General features: G+C 51.7%; 18 protein-coding genes. 10 read left to right on the top strand and 8 right to left on the bottom strand.

Annotated elements, in window-relative coordinates:
- Positions 1-46: 46 nt before the first annotated feature.
- The 4 genes from HMPREF2954_RS01090 to HMPREF2954_RS01075 form a co-directional block, all read right to left on the bottom strand.
- Positions 47-814 carry an ABC transporter ATP-binding protein gene (locus HMPREF2954_RS01090; protein ID WP_003779566.1) on the bottom strand — a complete coding sequence of 256 codons (768 nt, stop codon included), beginning with the start codon at positions 812-814 and terminating at the stop codon, positions 47-49.
- Between the two features lie 12 nt (positions 815-826).
- The gene (locus HMPREF2954_RS01085) at positions 827-2,050 is read right to left on the bottom strand and encodes an ABC transporter substrate-binding protein (RefSeq protein ID WP_045072164.1); all 1,224 of its coding nucleotides are present in this window, start codon (positions 2,048-2,050) and stop codon (positions 827-829) included.
- 70 nt (positions 2,051-2,120) lie between these two features.
- A complete protein-coding gene (locus HMPREF2954_RS01080; RefSeq protein ID WP_003755728.1) occupies positions 2,121-3,167 on the bottom strand; it encodes a FecCD family ABC transporter permease in 1,047 nt (348 codons plus the stop codon).
- Between the two features lie 593 nt (positions 3,168-3,760).
- On the bottom strand, positions 3,761-4,876 hold the full coding sequence (locus HMPREF2954_RS01075; RefSeq protein WP_045072166.1) for an ABC transporter substrate-binding protein: 1,116 nt from the start codon (positions 4,874-4,876) through the stop codon (positions 3,761-3,763).
- A 258-nt stretch (positions 4,877-5,134) separates the two neighbouring features.
- Between HMPREF2954_RS01075 and HMPREF2954_RS01070 the strand changes: the two genes are divergently transcribed.
- On the top strand, positions 5,135-5,965 hold the full coding sequence (locus HMPREF2954_RS01070; RefSeq protein ID WP_045072167.1) for an ATP-grasp domain-containing protein: 831 nt from the start codon (positions 5,135-5,137) through the stop codon (positions 5,963-5,965).
- A gap of 103 nt (positions 5,966-6,068) precedes the next feature.
- On the opposite strand, the gene HMPREF2954_RS01065 is transcribed toward HMPREF2954_RS01070, so the two are convergent.
- Positions 6,069-6,722, bottom strand: coding sequence for an HAD-IA family hydrolase (locus HMPREF2954_RS01065; protein ID WP_197067769.1), 654 nt, complete (start codon positions 6,720-6,722; stop codon positions 6,069-6,071).
- A 152-nt stretch (positions 6,723-6,874) separates the two neighbouring features.
- Here HMPREF2954_RS01065 and HMPREF2954_RS01060 point away from each other — a divergent pair, with 152 nt between their 5' ends.
- Positions 6,875-7,879 (top strand): quinone-dependent dihydroorotate dehydrogenase, encoded by a 1,005-nt coding sequence (locus HMPREF2954_RS01060; protein WP_045072171.1) that lies wholly within the window; start codon positions 6,875-6,877, stop codon positions 7,877-7,879.
- 76 nt (positions 7,880-7,955) lie between these two features.
- Here HMPREF2954_RS01060 and murJ read toward each other — a convergent pair whose 3' ends face one another.
- Entirely contained in the window at positions 7,956-9,497 is a 1,542-nt protein-coding gene (gene murJ / locus HMPREF2954_RS01055) for a murein biosynthesis integral membrane protein MurJ (RefSeq protein WP_045072173.1), read from the bottom strand.
- A gap of 199 nt (positions 9,498-9,696) precedes the next feature.
- Between murJ and HMPREF2954_RS01050 the strand changes: the two genes are divergently transcribed.
- The 4 genes from HMPREF2954_RS01050 (at position 9,697) to cysS (ending at position 14,115) form a co-directional block, all read left to right on the top strand.
- Complete coding sequence (locus HMPREF2954_RS01050) at positions 9,697-10,395, top strand: thiol:disulfide interchange protein DsbA/DsbL (RefSeq protein WP_003760389.1); 699 nt, start codon at positions 9,697-9,699, stop codon at positions 10,393-10,395.
- A gap of 194 nt (positions 10,396-10,589) precedes the next feature.
- Complete coding sequence (gene obgE, locus HMPREF2954_RS01045; protein WP_045072176.1) at positions 10,590-11,738, top strand: GTPase ObgE; 1,149 nt, start codon at positions 10,590-10,592, stop codon at positions 11,736-11,738.
- 83 nt (positions 11,739-11,821) lie between these two features.
- The gene (locus HMPREF2954_RS01040; RefSeq protein WP_070688967.1) at positions 11,822-12,496 is read left to right on the top strand and encodes a hypothetical protein; all 675 of its coding nucleotides are present in this window, start codon (positions 11,822-11,824) and stop codon (positions 12,494-12,496) included.
- 197 nt (positions 12,497-12,693) lie between these two features.
- Positions 12,694-14,115 carry a cysteine--tRNA ligase gene (cysS, locus tag HMPREF2954_RS01035; RefSeq protein ID WP_070688966.1) on the top strand — a complete coding sequence of 474 codons (1,422 nt, stop codon included), beginning with the start codon at positions 12,694-12,696 and terminating at the stop codon, positions 14,113-14,115.
- Positions 14,116-14,200: 85 nt separating this feature from the next.
- On the opposite strand, the gene HMPREF2954_RS01030 is transcribed toward cysS, so the two are convergent.
- A complete protein-coding gene (locus tag HMPREF2954_RS01030; protein ID WP_045072178.1) occupies positions 14,201-14,716 on the bottom strand; it encodes an acyltransferase in 516 nt (171 codons plus the stop codon).
- A 282-nt stretch (positions 14,717-14,998) separates the two neighbouring features.
- Between HMPREF2954_RS01030 and rpmE the strand changes: the two genes are divergently transcribed.
- Entirely contained in the window at positions 14,999-15,214 is a 216-nt protein-coding gene (gene rpmE / locus HMPREF2954_RS01025; RefSeq protein WP_003741450.1) for a 50S ribosomal protein L31, read from the top strand.
- Positions 15,215-15,383: 169 nt separating this feature from the next.
- Positions 15,384-17,036 (top strand): ArnT family glycosyltransferase, encoded by a 1,653-nt coding sequence (locus tag HMPREF2954_RS01020; protein ID WP_070688965.1) that lies wholly within the window; start codon positions 15,384-15,386, stop codon positions 17,034-17,036.
- Between the two features lie 221 nt (positions 17,037-17,257).
- On the opposite strand, the gene HMPREF2954_RS01015 is transcribed toward HMPREF2954_RS01020, so the two are convergent.
- On the bottom strand, positions 17,258-18,208 hold the full coding sequence (locus tag HMPREF2954_RS01015) for a bile acid:sodium symporter family protein (RefSeq protein ID WP_009312770.1): 951 nt from the start codon (positions 18,206-18,208) through the stop codon (positions 17,258-17,260).
- Between the two features lie 408 nt (positions 18,209-18,616).
- On the opposite strand from HMPREF2954_RS01015, the gene gltS reads away from it, so the two are divergent.
- A complete protein-coding gene (gltS, locus tag HMPREF2954_RS01010; RefSeq protein WP_045072184.1) occupies positions 18,617-19,837 on the top strand; it encodes a sodium/glutamate symporter in 1,221 nt (406 codons plus the stop codon).
- Positions 19,838-19,961: 124 nt separating this feature from the next.
- The gene (locus tag HMPREF2954_RS01005) at positions 19,962-20,969 is read left to right on the top strand and encodes a lysozyme inhibitor LprI family protein (RefSeq protein WP_045072186.1); all 1,008 of its coding nucleotides are present in this window, start codon (positions 19,962-19,964) and stop codon (positions 20,967-20,969) included.
- Positions 20,970-21,357: the final 388 nt, after the last annotated feature.

Below are 21,357 nucleotides of genomic sequence, written 5' to 3'. Positions count from 1 at the left end.
GTCCGCAGGCCGGATGCTCAAATCCGACATTTCAGGAGCGGTTAAGTTACGCACTCTGCCGCATCGGGCGGATAACGGGCAGGCCTTTGCTGTCGTATAAAAGTTCGATGTCCACTTTGTACAGCCTGCCTATCATGTCCGCCTGCAACACATCCTGCGGCGCGCCCTGCGCCTGTACTTTGCCTTCGCCGAGCAGAATCACGCCGTCTGAAAATTGCGCGGCGAGGCTCAAATCGTGCAAGACCATCAGCGTAACCAGATTGTGTTCGTGCGTGTATTGCACCACGCGCTCCAAGAGGTTCAACTGATGGTGCATATCCAGCGCGCTGACCGGTTCGTCCAGCATCAGGATTTCGGGACGGCGCAGCATGACTTGGGCAAACATCACGAGCTGCCGCTGTCCGCCGGAAAGCCGCATGACGTCGCGGTGCGCCAGATGGCCGATGCCTAGCTCCGCCATGATACTTGCGGCTTCGTGCAGCAGTTCGTCGCCGACGTGCATGTGCAGCGCGTCCATGCGGCCGAGCAACACGACTTCCAGTGCGGTCAGCGAGGCTTCGGCGGCGGTGTCCTGCGGCATATAGCCTATGCGTTTGCGCCAGCTTTGCAGGTGGATTTTGCTCAACGCTTCGTCGCCGTAGCGGATGGTGCCTTTGTGCGCCACTTCGCCGAAAATCGTTTTCATCAGCGAGGATTTGCCCGTACCGTTCGGGCCGAGCACGGAATAGACTTTGCCTTGTTCCAGCGTCAAATCGATACTGTCGGCGACCACATAATCGCCGCGTCGGATATGTACGTTTTCCAGTCGGAGCATTTTGGACGACCTTTAAGCAAAGAGGGCGGCAAACCAGTTTTTAATACGTTGCCATAGTGACGGTTCGGCGACGGTTTCGGCTGATGCCGCAACAGTGTCGGCAGCCGCTTGTTTGTTGCAGTCTTCCAAACCGTCGCAACCCAAACGGATAAAGAAAGTACCCTTCGGCTCGACCGGCAGGTATTTACGGTGGAATTCACGGTAGGTCTCTTCCGGATTCACATCGGCAAAGGCTTCGGGATACAACGCTTTGGCGATAAATTGGGCGGATGCCAAATCGGAAAGCGAACGCGAAGCAGAATGGTAAATGCCGAACACACGGCCGTTTCGGACAGCGGGAATTTCCGCCCAACCGGCACGCCGGATGAAACCCTGTAAGCGTTTTTGCGCTTCGGCGGCTTCGATGCCGATGCCCATCGCCATTGCCGCCGGCTGCTTCAGTCCGGCTTCGGTGCCGGAAATAATCACAACGTCGGGCTTGGCGGCAAGAAACTGCTCGGGATTAATCGCCCCCCAGTCTTTGATGAAGGCTGCGGCAATATTGTCGCCGCCCACTGTATCGGCAATCGCACCCCACATATTTTTGCCGAAAGTAAAGCTATGTTCGGCAGGACCCTTGTCTCCGAACTCGATATAGATTTTCGGCTTGGGCTTGCCCGCTTCGGCCACGCGTTTTTGAATGTCGGCTATGCCTTGGGCGTATTCGCCGGCAATCTGCCCTGCACGCTCCGGCGTACCGGCGATTTCGCCGAAAAGTTTGGCACTGGCGGTATGGCGTTCGACCGTTTGCGCATTGAAATCGACCACAACCACCGGAATGCCGGCTTTTTCGAAACGCGGCATTTCTTCTTTCAACACGTCATACTGCCAATCCGCCAACACCACCACATCGGGTTTCATTGCCAAGGTTTTCTCAAACGAAAATGTACCGGCGTTCACATTGCCGATGTCGCCGATGTTTTGCAGCGAAGGGATTTTGGCGCGGTAGAGCGACCAACTGCCGGAGTTGAATTTCTCCCAAAATTCGCGCGAAATACCGACCACATTGTCAAATTTATCGACACCGGATACGGCAATATAATCAGGATAATAAAAGCCCAGCACCACACGTTTGGCAGGCACATCGACCCGCACTTCGCGCCCGCGTACGTCGGTAAGCGTTTTCACTTCGGCACAAACACCCTGCACGGCAAGACTGAACAAGGCAGCGGTTAAAATACGGCAAATAGGTTTCATTGGTTCTCTCTGTAAAATAAAAAAACAGTTTCAGACGACCCCGTCGCAACAAAAGACCGTCCGAAAAAACTTACCGCTTGGACAATACAATCCAAAAGAAAAACGGTACGCCGACAAACGCGGTAACAATCCCCACCGGAAACAGCGCACCCGGGATAATCACCTTGGACAACACGCTGGCGACCGATAAAAACGCCGCCCCTGTCAGCATCGCGCCGGGCAGGAAAAAGCGTTGGTCCTCACCGAGCAGAATCCGCGCCACATGCGGCGCGACCAGTCCGATAAAGCCGATTACGCCGACGAAACTGATTGCCGTCGCCGTCATCACCGCCACCAGCACCAGCGTTTTCAGGCGCAAAAGTTGCAGATTGATGCCCAGCCCGACGGCGCGTTCTTCGCCCAAGCGCAGCGCAGTCAACTTCCACACATCGCGTGAAAGCAGCAGCACGCATACCGCCGTAACCGCCGCCGTAACGATGACCGTTTCCCAAGTTGCTTTGTTCAAACTGCCAAACAGCCAAAACAAAATCTGCTGTGAAATCTCAGGCGCGGCGATAAATTGAATCAGCGACAAAATCGACTGAAACAGAAACAACAGCGCAATCCCGACCAACACCAGCATCGCCGAATTGAAGCGGCGTGCCGAGGCAAACAGAAACAAGATGCCCGAAGCCAGCATGGTCATCACAAACGCGCCGATGGGAACGGCGACCGTTTCAGGCAGCCCGAAACCGCCGAACGCAATCACCACCGACGCGCCCAAACCCGCCGCCGCCGCCAAACCCAGCGTATAAGGGCTGGCCATCGGATTATTCAACAACGTCTGAATCTCCGCTCCGCCGACACCCAAAGCCGCACCGACCACCAGCGCCATCACCGCAATCGGCAGGCGCAGATCCATCACAATCAGGCGGTTCATTTCATCGACTTCGGGTTTGCCCAGCAAAACATTGACCACTTCGCCGACAGGCAGCGTGTCCGTCATCGCCGGACCGGTGGCGATGTCGAATAAGAAGCTGACCGATGCGATGATTAAAAACATCAAAACAATCAACCAACGCTTGCCTTCCAACTTGCGCTGGTTTTTCACAATCTCGGCGACAACCGAATCATTCATTTTTTAAGCCTTTGAAATTAAGGAACAAGGTCGGACATCCATGCCCGACAATCTCTTTTGTCTGTATCCGTTTTGAAGGGTGGTTTTTTTGAAAATCGGGATAACGGCGTTCCAAAACGGCTTTGCCCTCTCCCTAGCCCTCTCCCACGGGGAGAGGGAATCAGATAACTGAAGTCCGACCATTGTTGTGATTCTCTACAATTTGCTCCCTCTCCCACGGAGAGGGAATCGGATAACTGAAATTCAACTATTGTTGCGATTCCCTGCAATTTGTTCTCTTTCCCACGGAGAGAGGGAATCGGATGACTGAAATCCGACCATTGTTGTGATTCCCTGCAATTTGTTCCCTCTCCCCGTGGGAGAGGGCTAGGGAGAGGGCAAAACAGTCAAACCCACCTGAAGCTCTCTGTTCGGCACGATAGGAAGTCGTAGCGTGGGCTTTGCCCACGAAAACAGGGAATCCCATACCGTTTGCCATCATTTCCACAAACGTTATCCGCGGGCAAAGCCCACACTACGGTTCTGTATAAAACCCATGCTACTTTCAGACGACCTTCCGCATAAAAAGGTCGTCTGAAACCCGCAAACCAGCCTTACTGCCCTTTCGGATACAGGTAGAACGTACCGTTCGGCACGACAGGCAGGTTTTGGCGGTAGAAGTCGGTATAAGTTTTCTCAGGATTGAAGTCTTTGAACAACTGCGGATAAATCGCTTTGGCCATAAATTGAATTGATGCGCCGTCGGAAAGCGTGCGCGAATTGGCGTGGTAGGCGGCGTAGAGGCGGTTGTTTTTAATCGCAGGCAGGTTCGCCCAGCCGGCGCGTTTGGCAAAACCGGCCAAGCGTTTTTCCGCTTCGGCTTTCGGAATGCCCCAGCCCATCACCATGGCGGTCGGGCTTTTCTTCAATTCGGTTTCGCGACCGGTAATCACGATGACGTCGGGTTTGGCGGCGAGGACTTTTTCAGGATTGATCGGGCCGTAGAACTCGACCGAAGAAGCGGCGATATTGTTGCCGCCGACCAGCGTCGCCATCGAACCCCACATACTCTTGCCGAAGGTTACGCTGTGTTCCGCAGGGCCTTTGTTGCCGAACTCGACATACACTTTAGGCTTGGGCAGATTGGCTTTTTTCACGCGCGCTTGGATGGTATCGGCGATGCGTTTGTAGTCCGCCGCCAATTTGTCCGCCTTTTGTTGCTGGCCGGTCAGCGTGCCGATAAGTTTGGTCGATTGGATGTGTTTGGCGACCGTTTGCGCGTTGTAGTCCAACACCACAATCGGAATGCCCGCTTTGTTGATGCGGGCAAGGTCTGAACCCAGAGCCTTATACTGCCAATCCGCCAGAATCAGCAAATCGGGTTTCAACGCCAATACTTTTTCAACGGAGAACGTGCCGACTTCCACCTCGCCCACGTCGGCAAGCTGGTTCAGCTTAGGCACGGCTTTGCTGAACGCCGCCCAGCTCGGCGGCGCCCAGTCGGCCCAAACCGCTTTGGAGAAGCCGACCACATTATTCAGCGCGTCCTTGCCGCCGATGGCCATGTAGTCTTGATAATAAAAGCCCAAAACCACGCGTTTGGCGGGCAGGTCGACGGTTACTTTGCGGCCGTTGACATCGGTAATTTGAACCGGTTTGGCATGGGCGGCGGCAGTGCCGAATGCCAATGCGGCGGCAAGGGCAAGGGAGGAGAAGCGCGAAAGTTTCATTAGAGTAAAATCCTTTTAATAAATAATGTTATATATAATTTATATATAAATAAGAATCTTTATTATTTATATGCGAGACTAATAGATTTAAAATAAACGGAAAAGTTCCGTTATTCAGGGAAGTTTTTATTACAAACGTGATGGTGTTTATTGTTCAGAAGACGCCTGCCGTTTGCCCGATAAAAGGTCGTCTGAAATATCAAGCAAAGACATAACCCCTTGTCAATATTATGTCATTTCATTTTTCGAAAGTCCGCCATGCTGACGATTACCACCTACCTCACCTACCCCGAGCCGCCGTCCAACCTGCTGCCGTTGGCGGATGCGCTGACACGGAACGGCATACCCACCGCCTTCGCGCCTTGGCAAAACCGCCCGAAATCCGCCTTTATCCTGCCTTTGTGCGCATGGGATTATGCGGCGGAGCCTGAAGCATTTGGGCAGTGGCTGACCGAAGCGGAAGCGTGCGGGCAAAGGTTTATCAACCCCGTCGGGCTGATGCGTTGGAACATGGACAAACGTTATTTGTGCGATTTGGCAGAATGGGGGGCGGACGTGATTCCGAGCGTGCAGACGTCGTCTGAAAAAGAAAAATTGGAAGACATTTTAAAAAATCGGGGCTGGCGGGAAGCGGTCGTCAAACCCGTTATCGGGCAGAGCGGGCGCGGCGTGGCGAAAATCAGGGCGGGAGAAGTGTCGTTGAAGGCGGAGGATTATCCGCAAGGCGTCATCGTCCAGCCTTATATCCGCGAAATCGAAACGGCGGGCGAAACCTCGCTGGTGTTTTTTGACGGGCATTTCAGCCATGCCGTACTGCGTATGCCGCCCCAAGGCGAATGGCGCGCCAATTCCGCCTACGGAGTCGCCGTCAGCCCCGCCGCGCCGCCGGAAAAAGCAATCGAAACCGCACGGCAGATATTGGACATGCTGCCCCAAATACCGGCATACGCCCGCATAGACGGGACGCTGATCGGCGACAGGTTGCTGCTCAACGAATTGGAACTCGTCGAACCCGCCCTTTACCTGCATACCGCTGAAAATGCGGTTGCCGATATGGCGCAGGTGGTGAAGCGCGTTATCGCGGATTGACGACAAATAAAGGACTCATTCCAAAAAGGTCGTCTGAAAACAAAGGTAGCGGGTTTTCAGACGACCTTTTTTTAAAATCAGCAAACGAAATGAAGACCACGCATTATAAACGCGCGATAAAGCCGGGCAGCTCGGACAAATCGTTCAAGATTGCCAAATTCGGCCGCGTTGCCAGTTGCGCGGCGGTATGTGCGCCGGTCGGTACGGCAACGGCTGGGGCTTTCGCATTTGCCGCCATATCCAAATCGTGGGTCGTATCGCCGACAATCAAAGTTTGCGAAGGCTCCAGCCCTAATTCGGAACATAAGGCAAAAACCATATCGGGCGCGGGTTTGGACGCATATTCGCTTGCGCAGGCGGTTGCCATCCAAAAATCCGCCGTACCCGTCTGCATAATAGAACGGTCCAAACCCGTACGCCCTTTGCCTGTCGCTACGGCAAGCCAAAAGCCTTGTTGTTTTAAAGTGTTCAAACAAGGGATGGCTTCGGGGAACAAGGTCATATTGTGATTGTTCGGATTCAGATAATGCGCGGCATAGGTTTCTGCCAATTCTTCGCGCAGGTGTTCGCCCGCATTAGGCGCAAGGCGGAAGATGATTTCGGGCAGGCTGTAACCGATTAAGGCGCGGATGGCATCCGCATCGGGGGCTTTTAGACCGCAGTCGGCAAAACTTTGTTGGAACGTACGGATAATCGGGCGAGTCGTATCGGCAAGCGTTCCGTCCCAGTCGAAAATAATCAGTTCAGGCTTCATCAGAAATCCTTTCAGACGACGTTATCAATATGATTGTATAGCGGATTTTAAGACGGTTCAAAACGGCATTTCCTTTGAAGATTTGTTTGGCCGGCAGGAAAATACGGCAGTTTCGGGTAAAATACGGCGGTTTGCCAATCATCCGAAAGAAACCCATGTATTCCCTAGCCCGCAGCCTGCTGTTCAAAATCGATGCCGAAAAAGCCCACCATTTCACCCTCGACGCGCTCAACAAAGTATACAAACTCGGCCTGCTTCCGATTTTCGACAACCGCACCAAGCCCGTCAAACTCATGGGCATCACCCTGCCCAATCCCGTCGGACTGGCTGCCGGACTCGATAAAAACGGCGAATACATAGACGCATTGGGCGCGCTCGGCTTCGGCTTCCTCGAAATCGGCACGGTAACGCCCAAACCGCAGCCCGGCAATCCGCAGCCGCGCCTCTTCCGCGTTCCCGAACACCAAGGCATCATCAACCGCATGGGCTTCAACAACCACGGCATCGACGCCATGATTCAAAACATCGAAAAAAGCCGTTATCAAGGCGTGTTGGGCATCAACATCGGCAAAAACGCCGTAACCCCCATCGAAAACGCCGCCGACGACTATCTAATCTGCCTCGAAAAAGCCTACGCACACGCAAGTTACATTACCGTCAATATTTCCTCGCCCAACACCAAAAACCTCCGCGCACTGCAAGGCGGCGACGAGCTGAGTGCGCTGCTCGAAGCCCTGAAAAACAAACAGGCGCAGCTTGCCGCTGCGCACGGAAAATACGTCCCGCTCGCCGTCAAAATCGCCCCCGATTTGGATGAAGCGCAAATCGAAGACATCGCCCACGTTGTCAAATCCGTCGAAATGGACGGCATCATCGCCACCAACACCACCATCGACAAATCAAGCCTTGGCAGTCATCCGCTCGCAGGCGAGCAGGGCGGCCTAAGCGGTCTGCCTGTGCGCGAAAAAAGCAACCAAGTGCTAAAAATGTTGGCGGAACACATCGACGGCGAGCTGCCGATTATCGGCGTAGGCGGCATTATGAACGGCAAGGACGCCGCCGAAAAAATCCGTCTCGGCGCAACCGCCGTCCAAGTGTACAGCGGCATGATTTATAAAGGTCCGGCATTAGTGAAGGATTGTCTGGCAGCGTTGAAATAAGCGCGATTTCCAACACAAAAGGTCGTCTGAAAACCCATATTTAAAGTTTTCAGACGACCTTCCCCATACTTCCGATTTAATGCGTTTCCACCCGTTTGAAATCTCTCGGTCTGAAACCCAACGCGGCCAGCGAAACAAAATATAAACCGCCGCCTATCGCAATCAGGATGCACAACTGCCCTGCTTTGCGCAAACCGCCGACATGCACCCACTCAAACGGCAGGTAAGCCTGCGCCGCCCACAGCCCGCTGCCCATCACGACAAGCGACAGCAGCATTTTACCCAGGAAACTCCCCCACCCTTTACCCGGTCGGTAAATACCGTGTTTGCGTAACAGATAAAACAGCAATCCCGCATTGATACACGCGCCTAGGCCGATGGCAAGCGAAAGCCCGACGTGTTTCAGAGAACTGATAAAGGCGAGGTTCATCAACTGTGTGCAGACGAGCGTAAAGATGGCGATTTTGACGGGCGTTTTAATGTTTTGCCGTGCATAGAAACCGGGTGCCAACACTTTAATCATGATTAAGCCGATTAAACCGAAAGAATAGGCAATCAGCGCATGTTGCGTCATCTGCGCGTCAAACAGCGTAAATTCGCGGTACATAAACAGCGTCGCCACCAGCGGGAACGACAATACCGCCAACCCGACCGCTGCCGGCAGGGTCAGCAGCATACACAGGCGCAAACCCCAGTCGAGCAGTCCGGAAAACTGCTCTGTATTCTGATTGGCTGCATGCTTGGACAAAGTCGGCAGCAAAATCGTACCGAGCGCCGCACCCAAAACGCCGCTGGGCAGCTCCATCAGGCGGTCGGCGTAATACATCCACGAAACGCTGCCCGATTGCAGATAAGAAGCGAAAATCGTGTTGATCACCAAAGAAATCTGCGCCACGCTCACGCCCAAAATCGCAGGCGCCATCTGTTTCATCACGCGGTTGACCGCCCTATCTTGAAAATTCAGCTTAGGCAGTTTCAAAAAACCCAGTTTCGCCAGCCAAGGCAGTTGGAAACCGAGCTGCAAAATCCCGCCGACAAAAACTGCCCAAGCCAACGCGGTAACGGGCGGATCAAAATACGGTATGAAATACAGCGAAAAGACGATAAAAGAAATATTCAAAAACGTCGGCGTAAACGCGGGAATGCTGAACTTATGATAAGAATTCAGTATCGAACCAACAAAAGAAGACAACGAAATCAATAAGATATAAGGAAACGTAATCCGCAGCAAATCGATAGAAAGCTGGAATTTGTCCGCATCCTTGGCAAAGCCGGGCGCGGAAGCCCAAATCACCCAAGGCGCGGCAAGAATACCCAGCGCGGTAACGATAACCAGGACAAACGACAGCATCCCCGCCACATGGCGGATAAACGCCTCCGTCGCTTCTTTCGAACGCGTTTCCTTATATTCCGCCAAAATCGGCACAAAAGCCTGAGCAAACGCCCCTTCCGCAAATACGCGGCGCAACAGGTTCGGCAGTTTGAACGCCACAAAAAATGCGTCGGTCGCCATACCTGCACCAAACGCTCGGGCAATTACCGTATCGCGCACAAATCCAAGTATGCGCGACACCATCGTTAAGCTACCGACCTTGGCCAAAGCCCCTAACAAATTCATCCGTTTTATTCCTTCAAAAGTCCAGACGTCGTCTGAAAGCGCGTATTGTACGACAGAATCGAACAGAACACTTTTTCAGACGACCTCTTTCAACACCATCATTTCCCTACATGAAACTGTCTTTTTCACATCAAACCATATATCAAACCGCCAAAATGCAATAAAATCTCCCATTTAACCAAACTATCACGGAGTAAACATGAAACTGAAAACCCTTACCCTCGCTGCTGCTCTGCTGGCCCTGACCGCCTGCGACAACAAAGTCCAAACCAGCGTTCCTGCCGACAGTGCGCCTGCGGCTTCAGCAGCCTCCGCTGCGCCTGTCGCTTTGGTTGAAGGGCTTAACTACACCACTCTCAGCACGCCTATTCCCCAACAGCAGGCAGGCAAAGTCGAAGTCCTCGAATTTTTCGGCTACTTCTGTCCGCACTGCGCCCACCTCGAGCCCGTTTTGAGCAAACACGTCAAAACCTTCAAAGACGACACCTACCTTCGTACTGAACACGTTGTTTGGGGCGATGAGATGAAACCGTTGGCGCGCCTTGCTGCCGCCGTCGATATGGCGGTCGCAGACACCAAAGACATTGCAAACAGCCATATCTTTGATGCTATGGTTAATCAGAAAGTCAAACTGCAAGACCCTGAAACTCTCAAAAAATGGTTGAACGAGCAAACCGCTTTTGACGGCAAAAAAGTCCTCGCCGCCTACGAATCCCCCGAAAGCCAAACCCGCGCAGACAAAATGGCAGAGCTGACCAACACCTACAAAATTGACGGCACGCCTACCGTCATTGTCGGTGGCAAATACAAAGTCGAATTTGCTGACTGGGAATCAGGTATGAAAACCATAGACCTGCTTGCAGACAGAGTACGCGAAGAACAAAAAACTGCCAAATAATCCCAAAAAAGCAAACAGCCGTCCGAAACCGCGATTTCAGGACGGCTGTTTTCACAAAACATCAGGCAAAAAAACAAGCGGGACAGAGAAACGGGCGCACATCCCCCATATCCCTTATAATATCCCCCATTCCCATTTTTTCAGACGACCTCCGCACAAAAGGTCGTCTGAAACCCAAAATACAAGAGAACACCATGAAATTCATCGACGAAGCAAAAATCGAAGTCGCCGCAGGCAAAGGCGGTAATGGCGCAACCAGTTTCCGCCGCGAAAAATTCGTACCGCGCGGCGGCCCCGACGGCGGCGACGGCGGCAAAGGCGGCAGCGTCTGGGCAGAAGCCGACGAAAACACCAACACCCTCGTTGAATACCGCTTCGTCAAACGCTACCAAGCCAAAAACGGCGAAAAAGGCCACGGCTCCGACCGCTACGGCGCAGGGGCGGACGACATCGTCCTCAAAATGCCCGTCGGCACCCTTATCCGCGACCTCGACACCGACGAAATCGTCGCCGACCTCACCCACCACGGCCAGCGCGTCTGTCTCGCCAAAGGCGGCAAAGGCGGTTTGGGCAATATCCACTTCAAATCGTCCGTCAACCGCGCCCCCAAACAATCCACGCCCGGAGAAGAAGGAGAAACCCGTTCCCTGCAACTCGAACTCAAAGTCCTCGCCGATGTCGGCTTATTAGGCATGCCCAACGCCGGTAAATCCACCCTGATTACCGCCGTATCCGCCGCGCGCCCCAAAATCGCCAACTACCCCTTCACCACCCTGCATCCGAATTTAGGCGTCGTGCGCATCGACGAAAACCACAGCTTCGTCATGGCAGACATCCCCGGCCTGATTGAAGGCGCGGCAGAAGGCGCAGGCCTCGGCCATCGTTTCCTCAAACACTTATCACGTACCGGCCTGCTGCTGCACGTCGTCGATTTGGCGCCCTTCGACGAAACCGTCAACCCCGCCGAAGAAGCCCTCGCCATCATCAACGAACTGCGCAAATACGACGAAGAACTCTACGATAAACCACGCTGGCTCGTGCTGAACAAACTCGACATGCTCGACGAAGAAGAAGCCCAAGCACGCACCGCCGCCTTCCTCGAAGCCATCGGCTGGGATTACCCCAAACCAGATGACCGCTTCCAATTCGACATGGAAACCCCGCGTCTCTTCCAAATCAGCGCGCTGACCCACCAAGGCACGCAGGAATTGGTACACCAAATCAACCAATACCTGACTGAGAAAAAACGCATTGAAGCCGAGAAAGCAGAAGCGGAGCAGGTTGAAATAGAAACAGCAGAAAAACAACCTAAAACAAATACGGAAATTCTTAAGGCTGAATAATTTTTTTAGTAGTCTAAATTTGGTTTAGACTATCCGAAGATGTAATTTTTTAATAAAATTACGAACCCAGAAAGGATTTTGGAATGAAAAAAGTATTAACCTTAATAGGCTCAGCAATTCTGCTATCAGCCTGCAACTTGGAGGATGGAAAAATGTTTGATTCAGCTTATGACTTTCACGGACTGCCCAAAGCAGAAAGTGACCCTGTTGTAACGGAGAATCCGAAAAAGCATCAAAAATACGAATTGACGGTTACGTTTAAAAATGCACCAGGAAAATTTGAAATTTCCAGACTGGTAGAAAACTATGATGCAAAGAATTGTATGATTACCACCAACCGTGCAGCTGGCGCAACCGCGTATGCAGTTTACCAACCTGAATTTACCTTAAAAAAAATCAGCGATACAGTTTATCAAGGGGAATTTTATACCGACAGGCCTTTGAATGAAGACTATTTTGGTCAGGGAGTGTGTTTGTGGGAAAACATTGGCATCTCTTTAGGATTCAAAGCTGATAACAATAAAAAAAGTACCTATTTTTCAGCAAATATTGACGATACCGTATGGAAAAATCTGACAAAAAAAGGTGCAACAGCAAAATTGGTTTATTACCACAGGAAAGCGGATTATCCAATTGCCACTTGGTTTGATAGTGAAACTGGGCTTCCTGCAGCCGGCATCACTGCTGAACAAGCGCAGCAAAGAGGCATTGATTTAAAAGATGCATTTAGTATTGAACTTGAAATACGGAGAATCTGAATATGAGTATGCAAGATTATCCTGCAATTTCTAATTTGACTGAGCACAAAAGACTGAGTGAGAAACAAACGAAATACACAAAATGACTATAAACCCATTCTGAAATCATTAAGTTATATTTTATTCACATCATAAATAGTTATCTCACGTCTTTTCAGACGATCTCATATACTAACGACACCTCTTAGTGAAAACCCATGACCACCATCTACAACACCCTGACCCGCCAAAAAGAACCCTTCACCCCCATCGACCCTAAAAACGTGCGTATGTACGTTTGCGGCATGACTGTTTACGATTATTGCCATTTAGGCCATGCCCGCGTGATGGTGGTGTTTGACATGATTGCCCGCTGGCTGCGCGAGTGCGGTTATCCGCTCACTTATGTGCGCAACATCACCGATATTGACGACAAAATCATCGCTCGTGCGGCTGAAAACGGCGAAACCATCGGCGAACTGACCGCGCGTTTCATTCAGGCTATGCACGAAGATGCCGATGCACTGGGCGTGTTGCGTCCCGACATCGAGCCGAAGGCGACGGAAAACATTCCGCAAATGATTGCCATGATTGAAACCCTGATTCAAAACGGCAAGGCATACCCTGCCGCAAACGGCGACGTTTACTACGCCGTGCGCGAGTTTTCCGCTTACGGGCAATTATCGGGCAAATCGTTGGACGATCTGCGCGCAGGCGAGCGCGTGGAAGTGGACGGTTTCAAACGCGATCCGCTTGATTTTGTGTTGTGGAAAGCGGCCAAAGCAGGCGAGCCGGCATGGGAAAGCCCGTGGGGCAACGGCCGTCCGGGTTGGCATATCGAATGCTCCGCCATGAGCGAAGACCTGTTCGGCGATACTTTCGATATTCACGGCGGCGGCGCGGATTTGCAGTTCCCGCACCACGAAAACGAAATTGCCCAAAGTGTCGGCGCGACAGGGCATACCTGCGGCCATGACCACGCGCAAACCCACCACGGGCAAAGCATTGCCAGCCACGTCAAATACTGGCTGCACAATGGCTTTATCCGCGTGGACGGCGAAAAAATGTCCAAATCGCTGGGCAACTTCTTCACCATCCGCGAAGTGTTGAAACAATACGACCCGGAAGTCGTGCGCTTCTTCATCCTGCGCGCCCACTATCGCAGCCCGCTGAACTACTCCGACGCGCATTTAGACGACGCAAAAGGCGCACTGACACGCCTGTACACCACCTTGAAAAACACCCCTGCCGCCGCGTTCGAATTGTCCGAAAACGCCAATGACTACACCCGCCGCTTCTACGCCGCCATGAACGACGATTTCGGTACGGTCGAAGCCGTTGCCGTGTTGTTTGAACTGGCAGGCGAAGTGAACAAAACCAATGATGTACACCTCGCCGGCTGCCTGAAAGCCTTGGGCGGTATCATCGGCCTGCTGCAACGCGATCCGACCGAGTTTCTGCAAGGCGGTGCGGTTTCAGACGGCCTCTCCAACGAAGAAATCGAAGACTTAATTGCCCGACGCAAACAGGCTCGCGCCGATAAAAACTGGGCAGAGTCCGACCGCATCCGCGACCTTCTGAACGAACACAAAATCATTCTGGAAGACAACGCCGGCGGTACGACTTGGCGGCGCGGCTAATTTGCTTTGATACGAAAAAAGGTCGTCTGAAAACATTTTCAGACGACCTTTATATATATTTGGTTGGAAACCGTGATGTGTGTACTTAATCTTCTATCAGGTTCTTCTTGATAACCGCAGGATTCCCAGCGGCGACGCAATACGGCGGCACATCTTTGGTTACCACAGCCCCTGCGCCGATGACTGCCCCTTTACCTACCCGGACCCCGCCCATAATAATCGCGCGCCGTCCGATCCAAACATCATCCTCAATCACAATCGGATTGATTTCCGTATAGCCCTCATATTTCAAAGTCTCACGATTAAACTTGTGATTATTGGAATAAAACAAACATTCCGGCCCCATCATGACATTATTTCCTATCGTCAGACCGTAGCATATTTCGCAATTGACACCGACCCCCGAGTTATCACCGATCACCGTATCCGGCATGACATACGCACCTTTTTCAATATTGACGTTTTTGCCGATATGCGGCGACACTCTCTTTGCCAAAAAACCACGGACTTTTTTAGCAGGCGTACCCAAAACGCTGCAATAAGACGGCGGCAGTAAACCGCCGATTACTCGCAGAATCAAACCATTTACTCTTGCCTTCATCCCTATACGGTTCCTCATTTCAAATATATTGTCATCAGACCCCTATTTTGCACAAAGTTCAAGAATAAAGCAAAAATTCTCAAAAAATTACCAAAATAAACAATATGATAAATAATTCAGTATCTTATTATCCCAATCATCATTTCAAGAACACAAAAGCAACGCCGACCAACCTCTCTCGGGCAATATCCTCTTGACGGAACAGAAAAAAACAGCGAGAATCCGACTCTTGTCTGAAGCATAGGTACATCCCCTATGCCCGCTTAACCGAAAGGAAACAAAATGAAACAAGGTATCCACCCTAATTACCACGAAATCAACGTTACCTGCTCTTGCGGTAACAAATTCGTCACCAAATCCGCGCTGGAAAAAGACAACTTCAACATCGAGGTTTGCTCTTTGTGCCACCCGTTCTACACCGGCACTCAAAAAATCGTCGACACCACCGGTCGCGTGGACAAATTCAACAACAAATTCGGCAATCTGTTCAAACGCTAATCGCCGCTCTACTGAAATAAAAAGACTGCATTTTATGCAGTCTTTTTTGCTTTATACGTCGTCTGAAAATGCATTTTCGCCAGATTAAAAACCAAACCCCTCCTTTCAGACGACCTACCGCCGAATCTTTGCTAAACTACACGAAAATACATTCAACCCCCTCAAAGCTATGCTCACTTACACCTCGCCCGATTCGCGACAACCTGCCAAAACCCATGAAAAACCCTGGCTCTTGCTGCTGATGGCATTTGCCTGGCTGTGGCCGGGCGTGTTTTCGCACGACTTGTGGAATCCCGCCGAACCCACCGTCTTTACCGCCGTCGAAGCCTTAGACGCAGGCGCGACGCCGTTGGTTGCCCATGTGTTGGGACAGCCGGATTTTCAGATTCCACCCGTCTATTTGTGGGTGGCGGCGGCGTTCAAGCACCTATTGTCGCCTTGGGCGGCGGACGCTTATGATGCCGCGCGTTTTGCGGGCGTTTTCTTTACGATTATCGGACTGACCGCCTGCGGTTTTGCCGGATTCAACTTTTTGGGCAGACACCACGGACGCAGCGTCGTCCTTATCCTGATCGGCAGCATCGGACTGCTCTCGGTCGCGCACTTCCTCAACCCCGCTTCCGCCGCCTTTGCCGCATCGGGCATGATATTGTGCGGCTTTTCATTGGCGCAACGCCGCGTCATTACCGCCTCACTGCTACTGGGCTGCGGCTGGGCGTTGCTGTCGCTTTCATCGGGCTATCTGATGACCGCCGCGCTGATGTTTTTAGCACCCGCCCTGTTGCTCGATGCGCAATGGCGCGTCAAACGTTATTACCTGACGCTGGTCGGCGCGTTTGCCATCGGACTGCCGCTGTTGACGGTTTACCCGCTCATCTTCTCCAGAACGCAGCCCGAACTCTTTTCCATCTGGCTGCAACATCACTCGCTCGGCGCATTCGGTGGTTTGGGTGGTTTTCAGACGACCTTCAGCCTGTTCTATTACCTGAAAAACCTGCTCTGGTTCACGCTGCCCGCGTGGCCGCTCGCCGCATGGACGTTAAGCCGCCCCCGCATCCGCGAAAAAAACTGGAGCGTATTGTGCATTTCGTGGTTCCTCATCGTCCTCAGCATTCTTACCGTCAACCCGCAACGCCTGCAAGACAACCTCGTTTGGCTGCTGCCCCCGCTCGCCCTGCTCGGCGCGGCGCAACTGGACGGACTGCGGCGCGGCGCGGCGGCGTTTATCAACTGGTTCGGCATCATGGCGTTCGGTCTTTTCGCCATCTTCCTATGGACAGGCTTCTTCGCCATGAACTACGGCTGGCCTGCCAAACTCGCCGAACGCGCCGCCTATTTCAGCCCGTATTACACGCCTGACGTCGACCCGATACCGATGGCGGTCGCCCTGCTGTTTACCCCGCTGTGGCTGTGGGCGATTACCCGCAAAAACATCCGCGGCAGACAGGCAGTGACCAACTGGGCGGCAGGCGTTACGCTGGCGTGGGCATTGCTGATGACCCTGTTCCTGCCGTGGCTCGACGCCGCCAAAAGCCACGCGCCCGTCGTCCTCCAAATGGAAGCCGCCCTCTCCCCCGAACTGAAACAACGGCTTTCAGACGACCTCGAATGTATCAGCATCGCCAACGAAGACCACCGCGCCCGTATCGCTTGGGCGCAATACAGCGACTTGACACTCCATATCGACGATGCTGCCTGCCGCTACCGTCTGGTGCAGCAGCCTAAAAATATCGATGCGCCGCCGGGCTGGACGAAAATCTGGCAGGGCGCACGCCCAAGGAACAAAGTGGAAGGCTTCGCACTTTTAAAAAGAGAAGAGTAAAAAAGGTCGTCTGAAAAGCAAAATTGCCGGTTCAGTGGAAATACCCTAATTAAGCTGAAAATTTTGAACCTGGTGTCCAAACCATCGGGCCGTACCAATAGATATTGAAAGAACCGAATCCACGGCAATATGAAAATCTAAAGGTCGTCTGAAAAGCAAGGTTGGGAAACCCTACCCTGTTTTTCAGACGACCTTCTTATTGTCTCAATTACCACCGCAGCTTATTGCTTACGCCTATCCCACCAAGCGAATAAGTTGCCCAAGACGGTTCCCGATACGGAGTGCCAGACGCAGGCGACGGCGGTGGCGACGGCGGATTCGGCGTTACCCGGGAAGAATTTGGCGCTCAGACCCGTGGCGAGACCGGCGTTTTGTACGCCGACTTCGATAGCGATGGTACGTTTTTTGGCGGTGTTCATACCGGTTAGCGCGCCGCTGTAATAGCCGAGGATGTAGCCGCCGATATTGTGTGCGGCAATGGCGAGCACCATAACTAAGGCAGATTCGGCAAAACGGTGGCCGTGGACGGCGGCAACACCGCCAACAATGCAGGCAAAGGCGGCAACGGCAACGGCGGGCATGATGGCGCGAACATCTTCAAACCAGTGTTTTTTGTGCAGCAACATATTAGCGGCAGAACCGATAACGACAGGCAACAGGGTAACGAGCAACATAAACTTGAACATGCCCCAGCCGTCCATTTCGACGGTTTGTCCCACGAGGTAAGTCATCCACAGCGGCGTCATAACGGGGGCGAGGACGGTAGAGACGGTGGTCATGCCGACTGAGAAGGCAACATCGCCTTTGGCAAGGAAACTCATGATGTTGGACGAAACCCCGCCCGGGCAAGTACCGACCAAAACCAGACCCAGCGTCAATCCGGGCGAAAGGTTGAAGGCTTTGGCGATACCGATGGCGAGCAGCGGCATAATGGTGTATTGGGCAACTGCGCCGATGAAAATATCGAGCGGGCGTTTAGCCAAAATTTGATAGTCTTCTTTGCCTAGAGTCATGCCCATGCCGAGCATAATGATGCCGAGTACGACGACTTGCGTGTCGCCTTTCACCCATGAAAAGGTAGCGGGTTCGATAAAGGCGACGATAGAGGCAAGGACGATAATCAGTGCGGTGAATCGGGTCATTTGCCGGCTGACGGCAGTCAGAAAGTTCATAGTTTGCTCCTTTGTAGGTTGTTATGTATGACAGCGATTGCCATAATTTAACGGATATTAACTTTTCTGTATCATCCTGGCAATGATGGACAGACGTGTGCCAAAGGTCGTCTGAACACTAAGAAAGTACTGTTTTTGATAACGACGTTTTTCTAGAAACCGATTTATATATTGTCAACAATGTTTAATTGACACCTATAAACCATTCACAAACAATCAATAAGTAGTCAAAAGTAATGCCATGATTAAAAAAATATTTCATTTATTTGCTTAGTATTCCGTATAAAAATGCCTGAAATCCTAACTATTCTTTGACAATCTTTAACCCATCCCCTAATATCCAACAGTTTGATTCCGCAAAGCGGATTTAAGAAAAACATTTTTGAGATTTTGAGAGGTAAAACAATTATGGAATGGGAATTTAACAGTTACTACACGTTGATTGCCGCCACATTGGTTTTGTTGATTGGTAAGGTTTTGGTAAACAAAGTCAAATTCCTGCGCGATTTCAACATTCCCGAGCCTGTGGCAGGCGGCTTGATTGCTGCGATTGTCCTGTTTGCACTGCATCAAGCCTACGGCGTGAGCTTCAAATTTGAAAAACCGCTGCAAGATGCATTCATGCTGATTTTCTTCACTTCTATCGGTTTGAGCGCGGACTTTTCCCGCCTGAAAGCGGGCGGTCTGCCGTTGGTGATTTTCACCGCCGTCGTAGGGGCGTTTATCATCGTGCAGAACTTTGTCGGCGTCGGCTTGGCGAAGGTTTTAGGACTGGATCCGCTTATCGGTCTGATTACCGGCTCTATTACCCTGACCGGCGGACACGGTACCGCAGGCGCATGGGGTCCTGACTTTGAAAACAAATTCGGCTTGGTCGGTGCTACCGGATTGGGTATGGCTTCCGCCACGTTCGGTTTGGTATTCGGCGGCCTGATCGGCGGCCCGGTTGCGCGCCGTCTGATCAACAAAATGGGACGCAAACCCATCGATCAAAGCGGACAAAAGGCAAATTCAGACGAACATGCCGACGACGTGTTCGAACAAGCGAAGCGCACCCGCCTGATTACCGCCGAATCCGCCGTCGAAACGCTTGCCATGTTTGCAGCGTGTTTGGCATTTGCCGAAATTGTGGACGGCTTCGACAAAGAATATCTGTATGACTTGCCGAAATTCGTATGGTGTCTGTTTGCCGGTGTCGTCATCCGCAACATTCTGACTTCTGCGTTTAAAGTCAATATGTTCGACCGCGCCATCGACGTATTCGGCAATGCCTCCCTGTCGCTTTTCCTTGCAATGGCGCTTTTGAACCTGAAATTGTGGGAACTGACCGGTCTGGCGGGTCCTGTAACCATCATTCTCGCCGTACAAACCGTCGTGATGATTCTGTACGCGACATTCGCCACCTACGTTTTTATGGGGCGCGACTACGATGCAGCAGTTTTGGCGGCAGGACACTGCGGCTTCGGCTTGGGCGCAACGCCGACCGCCGTTGCCAATATGCAATCCATCACGCAGACCTTCGGTCCTTCGCACAAAGCCTTCTTGATTGTGCCTATGGTCGGCGCGTTCTTCGTGGACTTGATTAACGCGGCAATCCTTTCCGGTTTTGTAAATGTCATCACCAAATAAGTAAGCATTTATAACGGTTCGTTGAAAAAGCACTTGCAACATTTACTTGCTGCAAGTGCTTTTGTTATGATGGTCGTCTGAAAAGCAGTCCGGTCTGGTCTGCAACCGCATCAAGGAGATATTTATGAACAAAAAACTGCTGGCTTTGCCGCTCGTCCTGATATTGGCCGCGTGCGGCAAGGATGAGCCCAAGCAGGCTTTGGAATGCAATCATCCCGCCGCCATCCAAAGCATCAAAACACAAATCCAAAACATTATCCGCCAGGAAGCGCGCGCATTTGCCCGCAACGACAGCCGCCAATTTGTCGATGCGGACAAAGTCATTGCTGCCGGTTCCGAACTGGAAATCGGCTTAAACAATGCCCAACAAATTGATGAAGACAACAAAACCATATGCGGTGCGGATTTAAGCATCCGAGTTCCTGCCGATGTCCTTAATGCAGCGGAAGATAATAGCCCTTTGATTTACAGCGAAACGACTTTAGCCGAAATACTGGAACAAAAGCTGACAGGCAGCAATTTGAAATTTGCCGACAATACGCTTTCAACTTCCGTACGTTATACGCCTGATAAAGACGGCAACGCCGTTTTGGAAGACAACACTGTCTCCATGACGGCACGCACGCTGTCCTCGCTGCTGCTGCCCTACGGTGTTAAAAGTATTGTGATGATTGACGGCAAGGCAGTCAGCAAAGAAGATGCTATGAAGTTGTTAAAAAGCAAACACGATGAGCCGCCTGTCGTTTCTCCGGAAGATATTCTGGAAAACAATGCTGCCAGCCAAGCATCGGGCGTGCCGCAGGCAGCAGGATTGGAAACCGAAATCCTGCATCCTGATACAGAAGCGAAACGCGAAGAGCCGTCGTTCTCGCAAAGCGATCTGGACAATGCACGCAGCCAAAACCGCAATGCAGATTCCGAAATTCAAAGAATATGGGACGGAATGGAACATACTGTTCAAAAAGAACTGCTCACCGAACAGCGTGCCTGGATTCAGAACAAGATCCAAAACTGCCAACAGGCTGCTGCCCAGGCTGACAGCCCTGCTCATGCCGAATACCTCAAGCTCCAATGCGACACCCGCATGACGCGCGAACGCACGCAATACCTTCGCGGCTATTCGATTGACTAGACGGATTTTTCTTCCAATCATCAAAAGGTCGTCTGAAACTTTGACTTCAAGGTTTCAGACGACCTTTTTCCTTTTTTCTTTATTTAGCTTTGTCTGATTCATTTGTAATTTTGATACAAAATCCGACGAATTTCGTTTCCATATGAATTGCAGCAGGTAAAACAATAGCGATATGGCAAAGGGGGAAACTCGGCGGCCCCTTTTGTCAAACTCGTTAAAATGATTTTATTTCAATGTATTAAAAACAGAAAAATCCTGAAAGAGGTCGTCTGAAAACAGCATGCATGGTTTGTGATGTAAGTCAAAGAGAAATGTAACAAAATTACTTATAGTAATCGTAGTGAAAATTTATCGTCTTTATTGCCACCTTATATCAAGGAGATACACC

It is taken from the genome of Neisseria sp. HMSC067H09 (assembly GCF_001814135.1).
Taxonomy (GTDB): domain Bacteria; phylum Pseudomonadota; class Gammaproteobacteria; order Burkholderiales; family Neisseriaceae; genus Neisseria.
The sequence above is the reverse complement of the archived record's forward strand: the minus strand, read 5'-3'. Positions and strand labels throughout refer to the sequence as shown.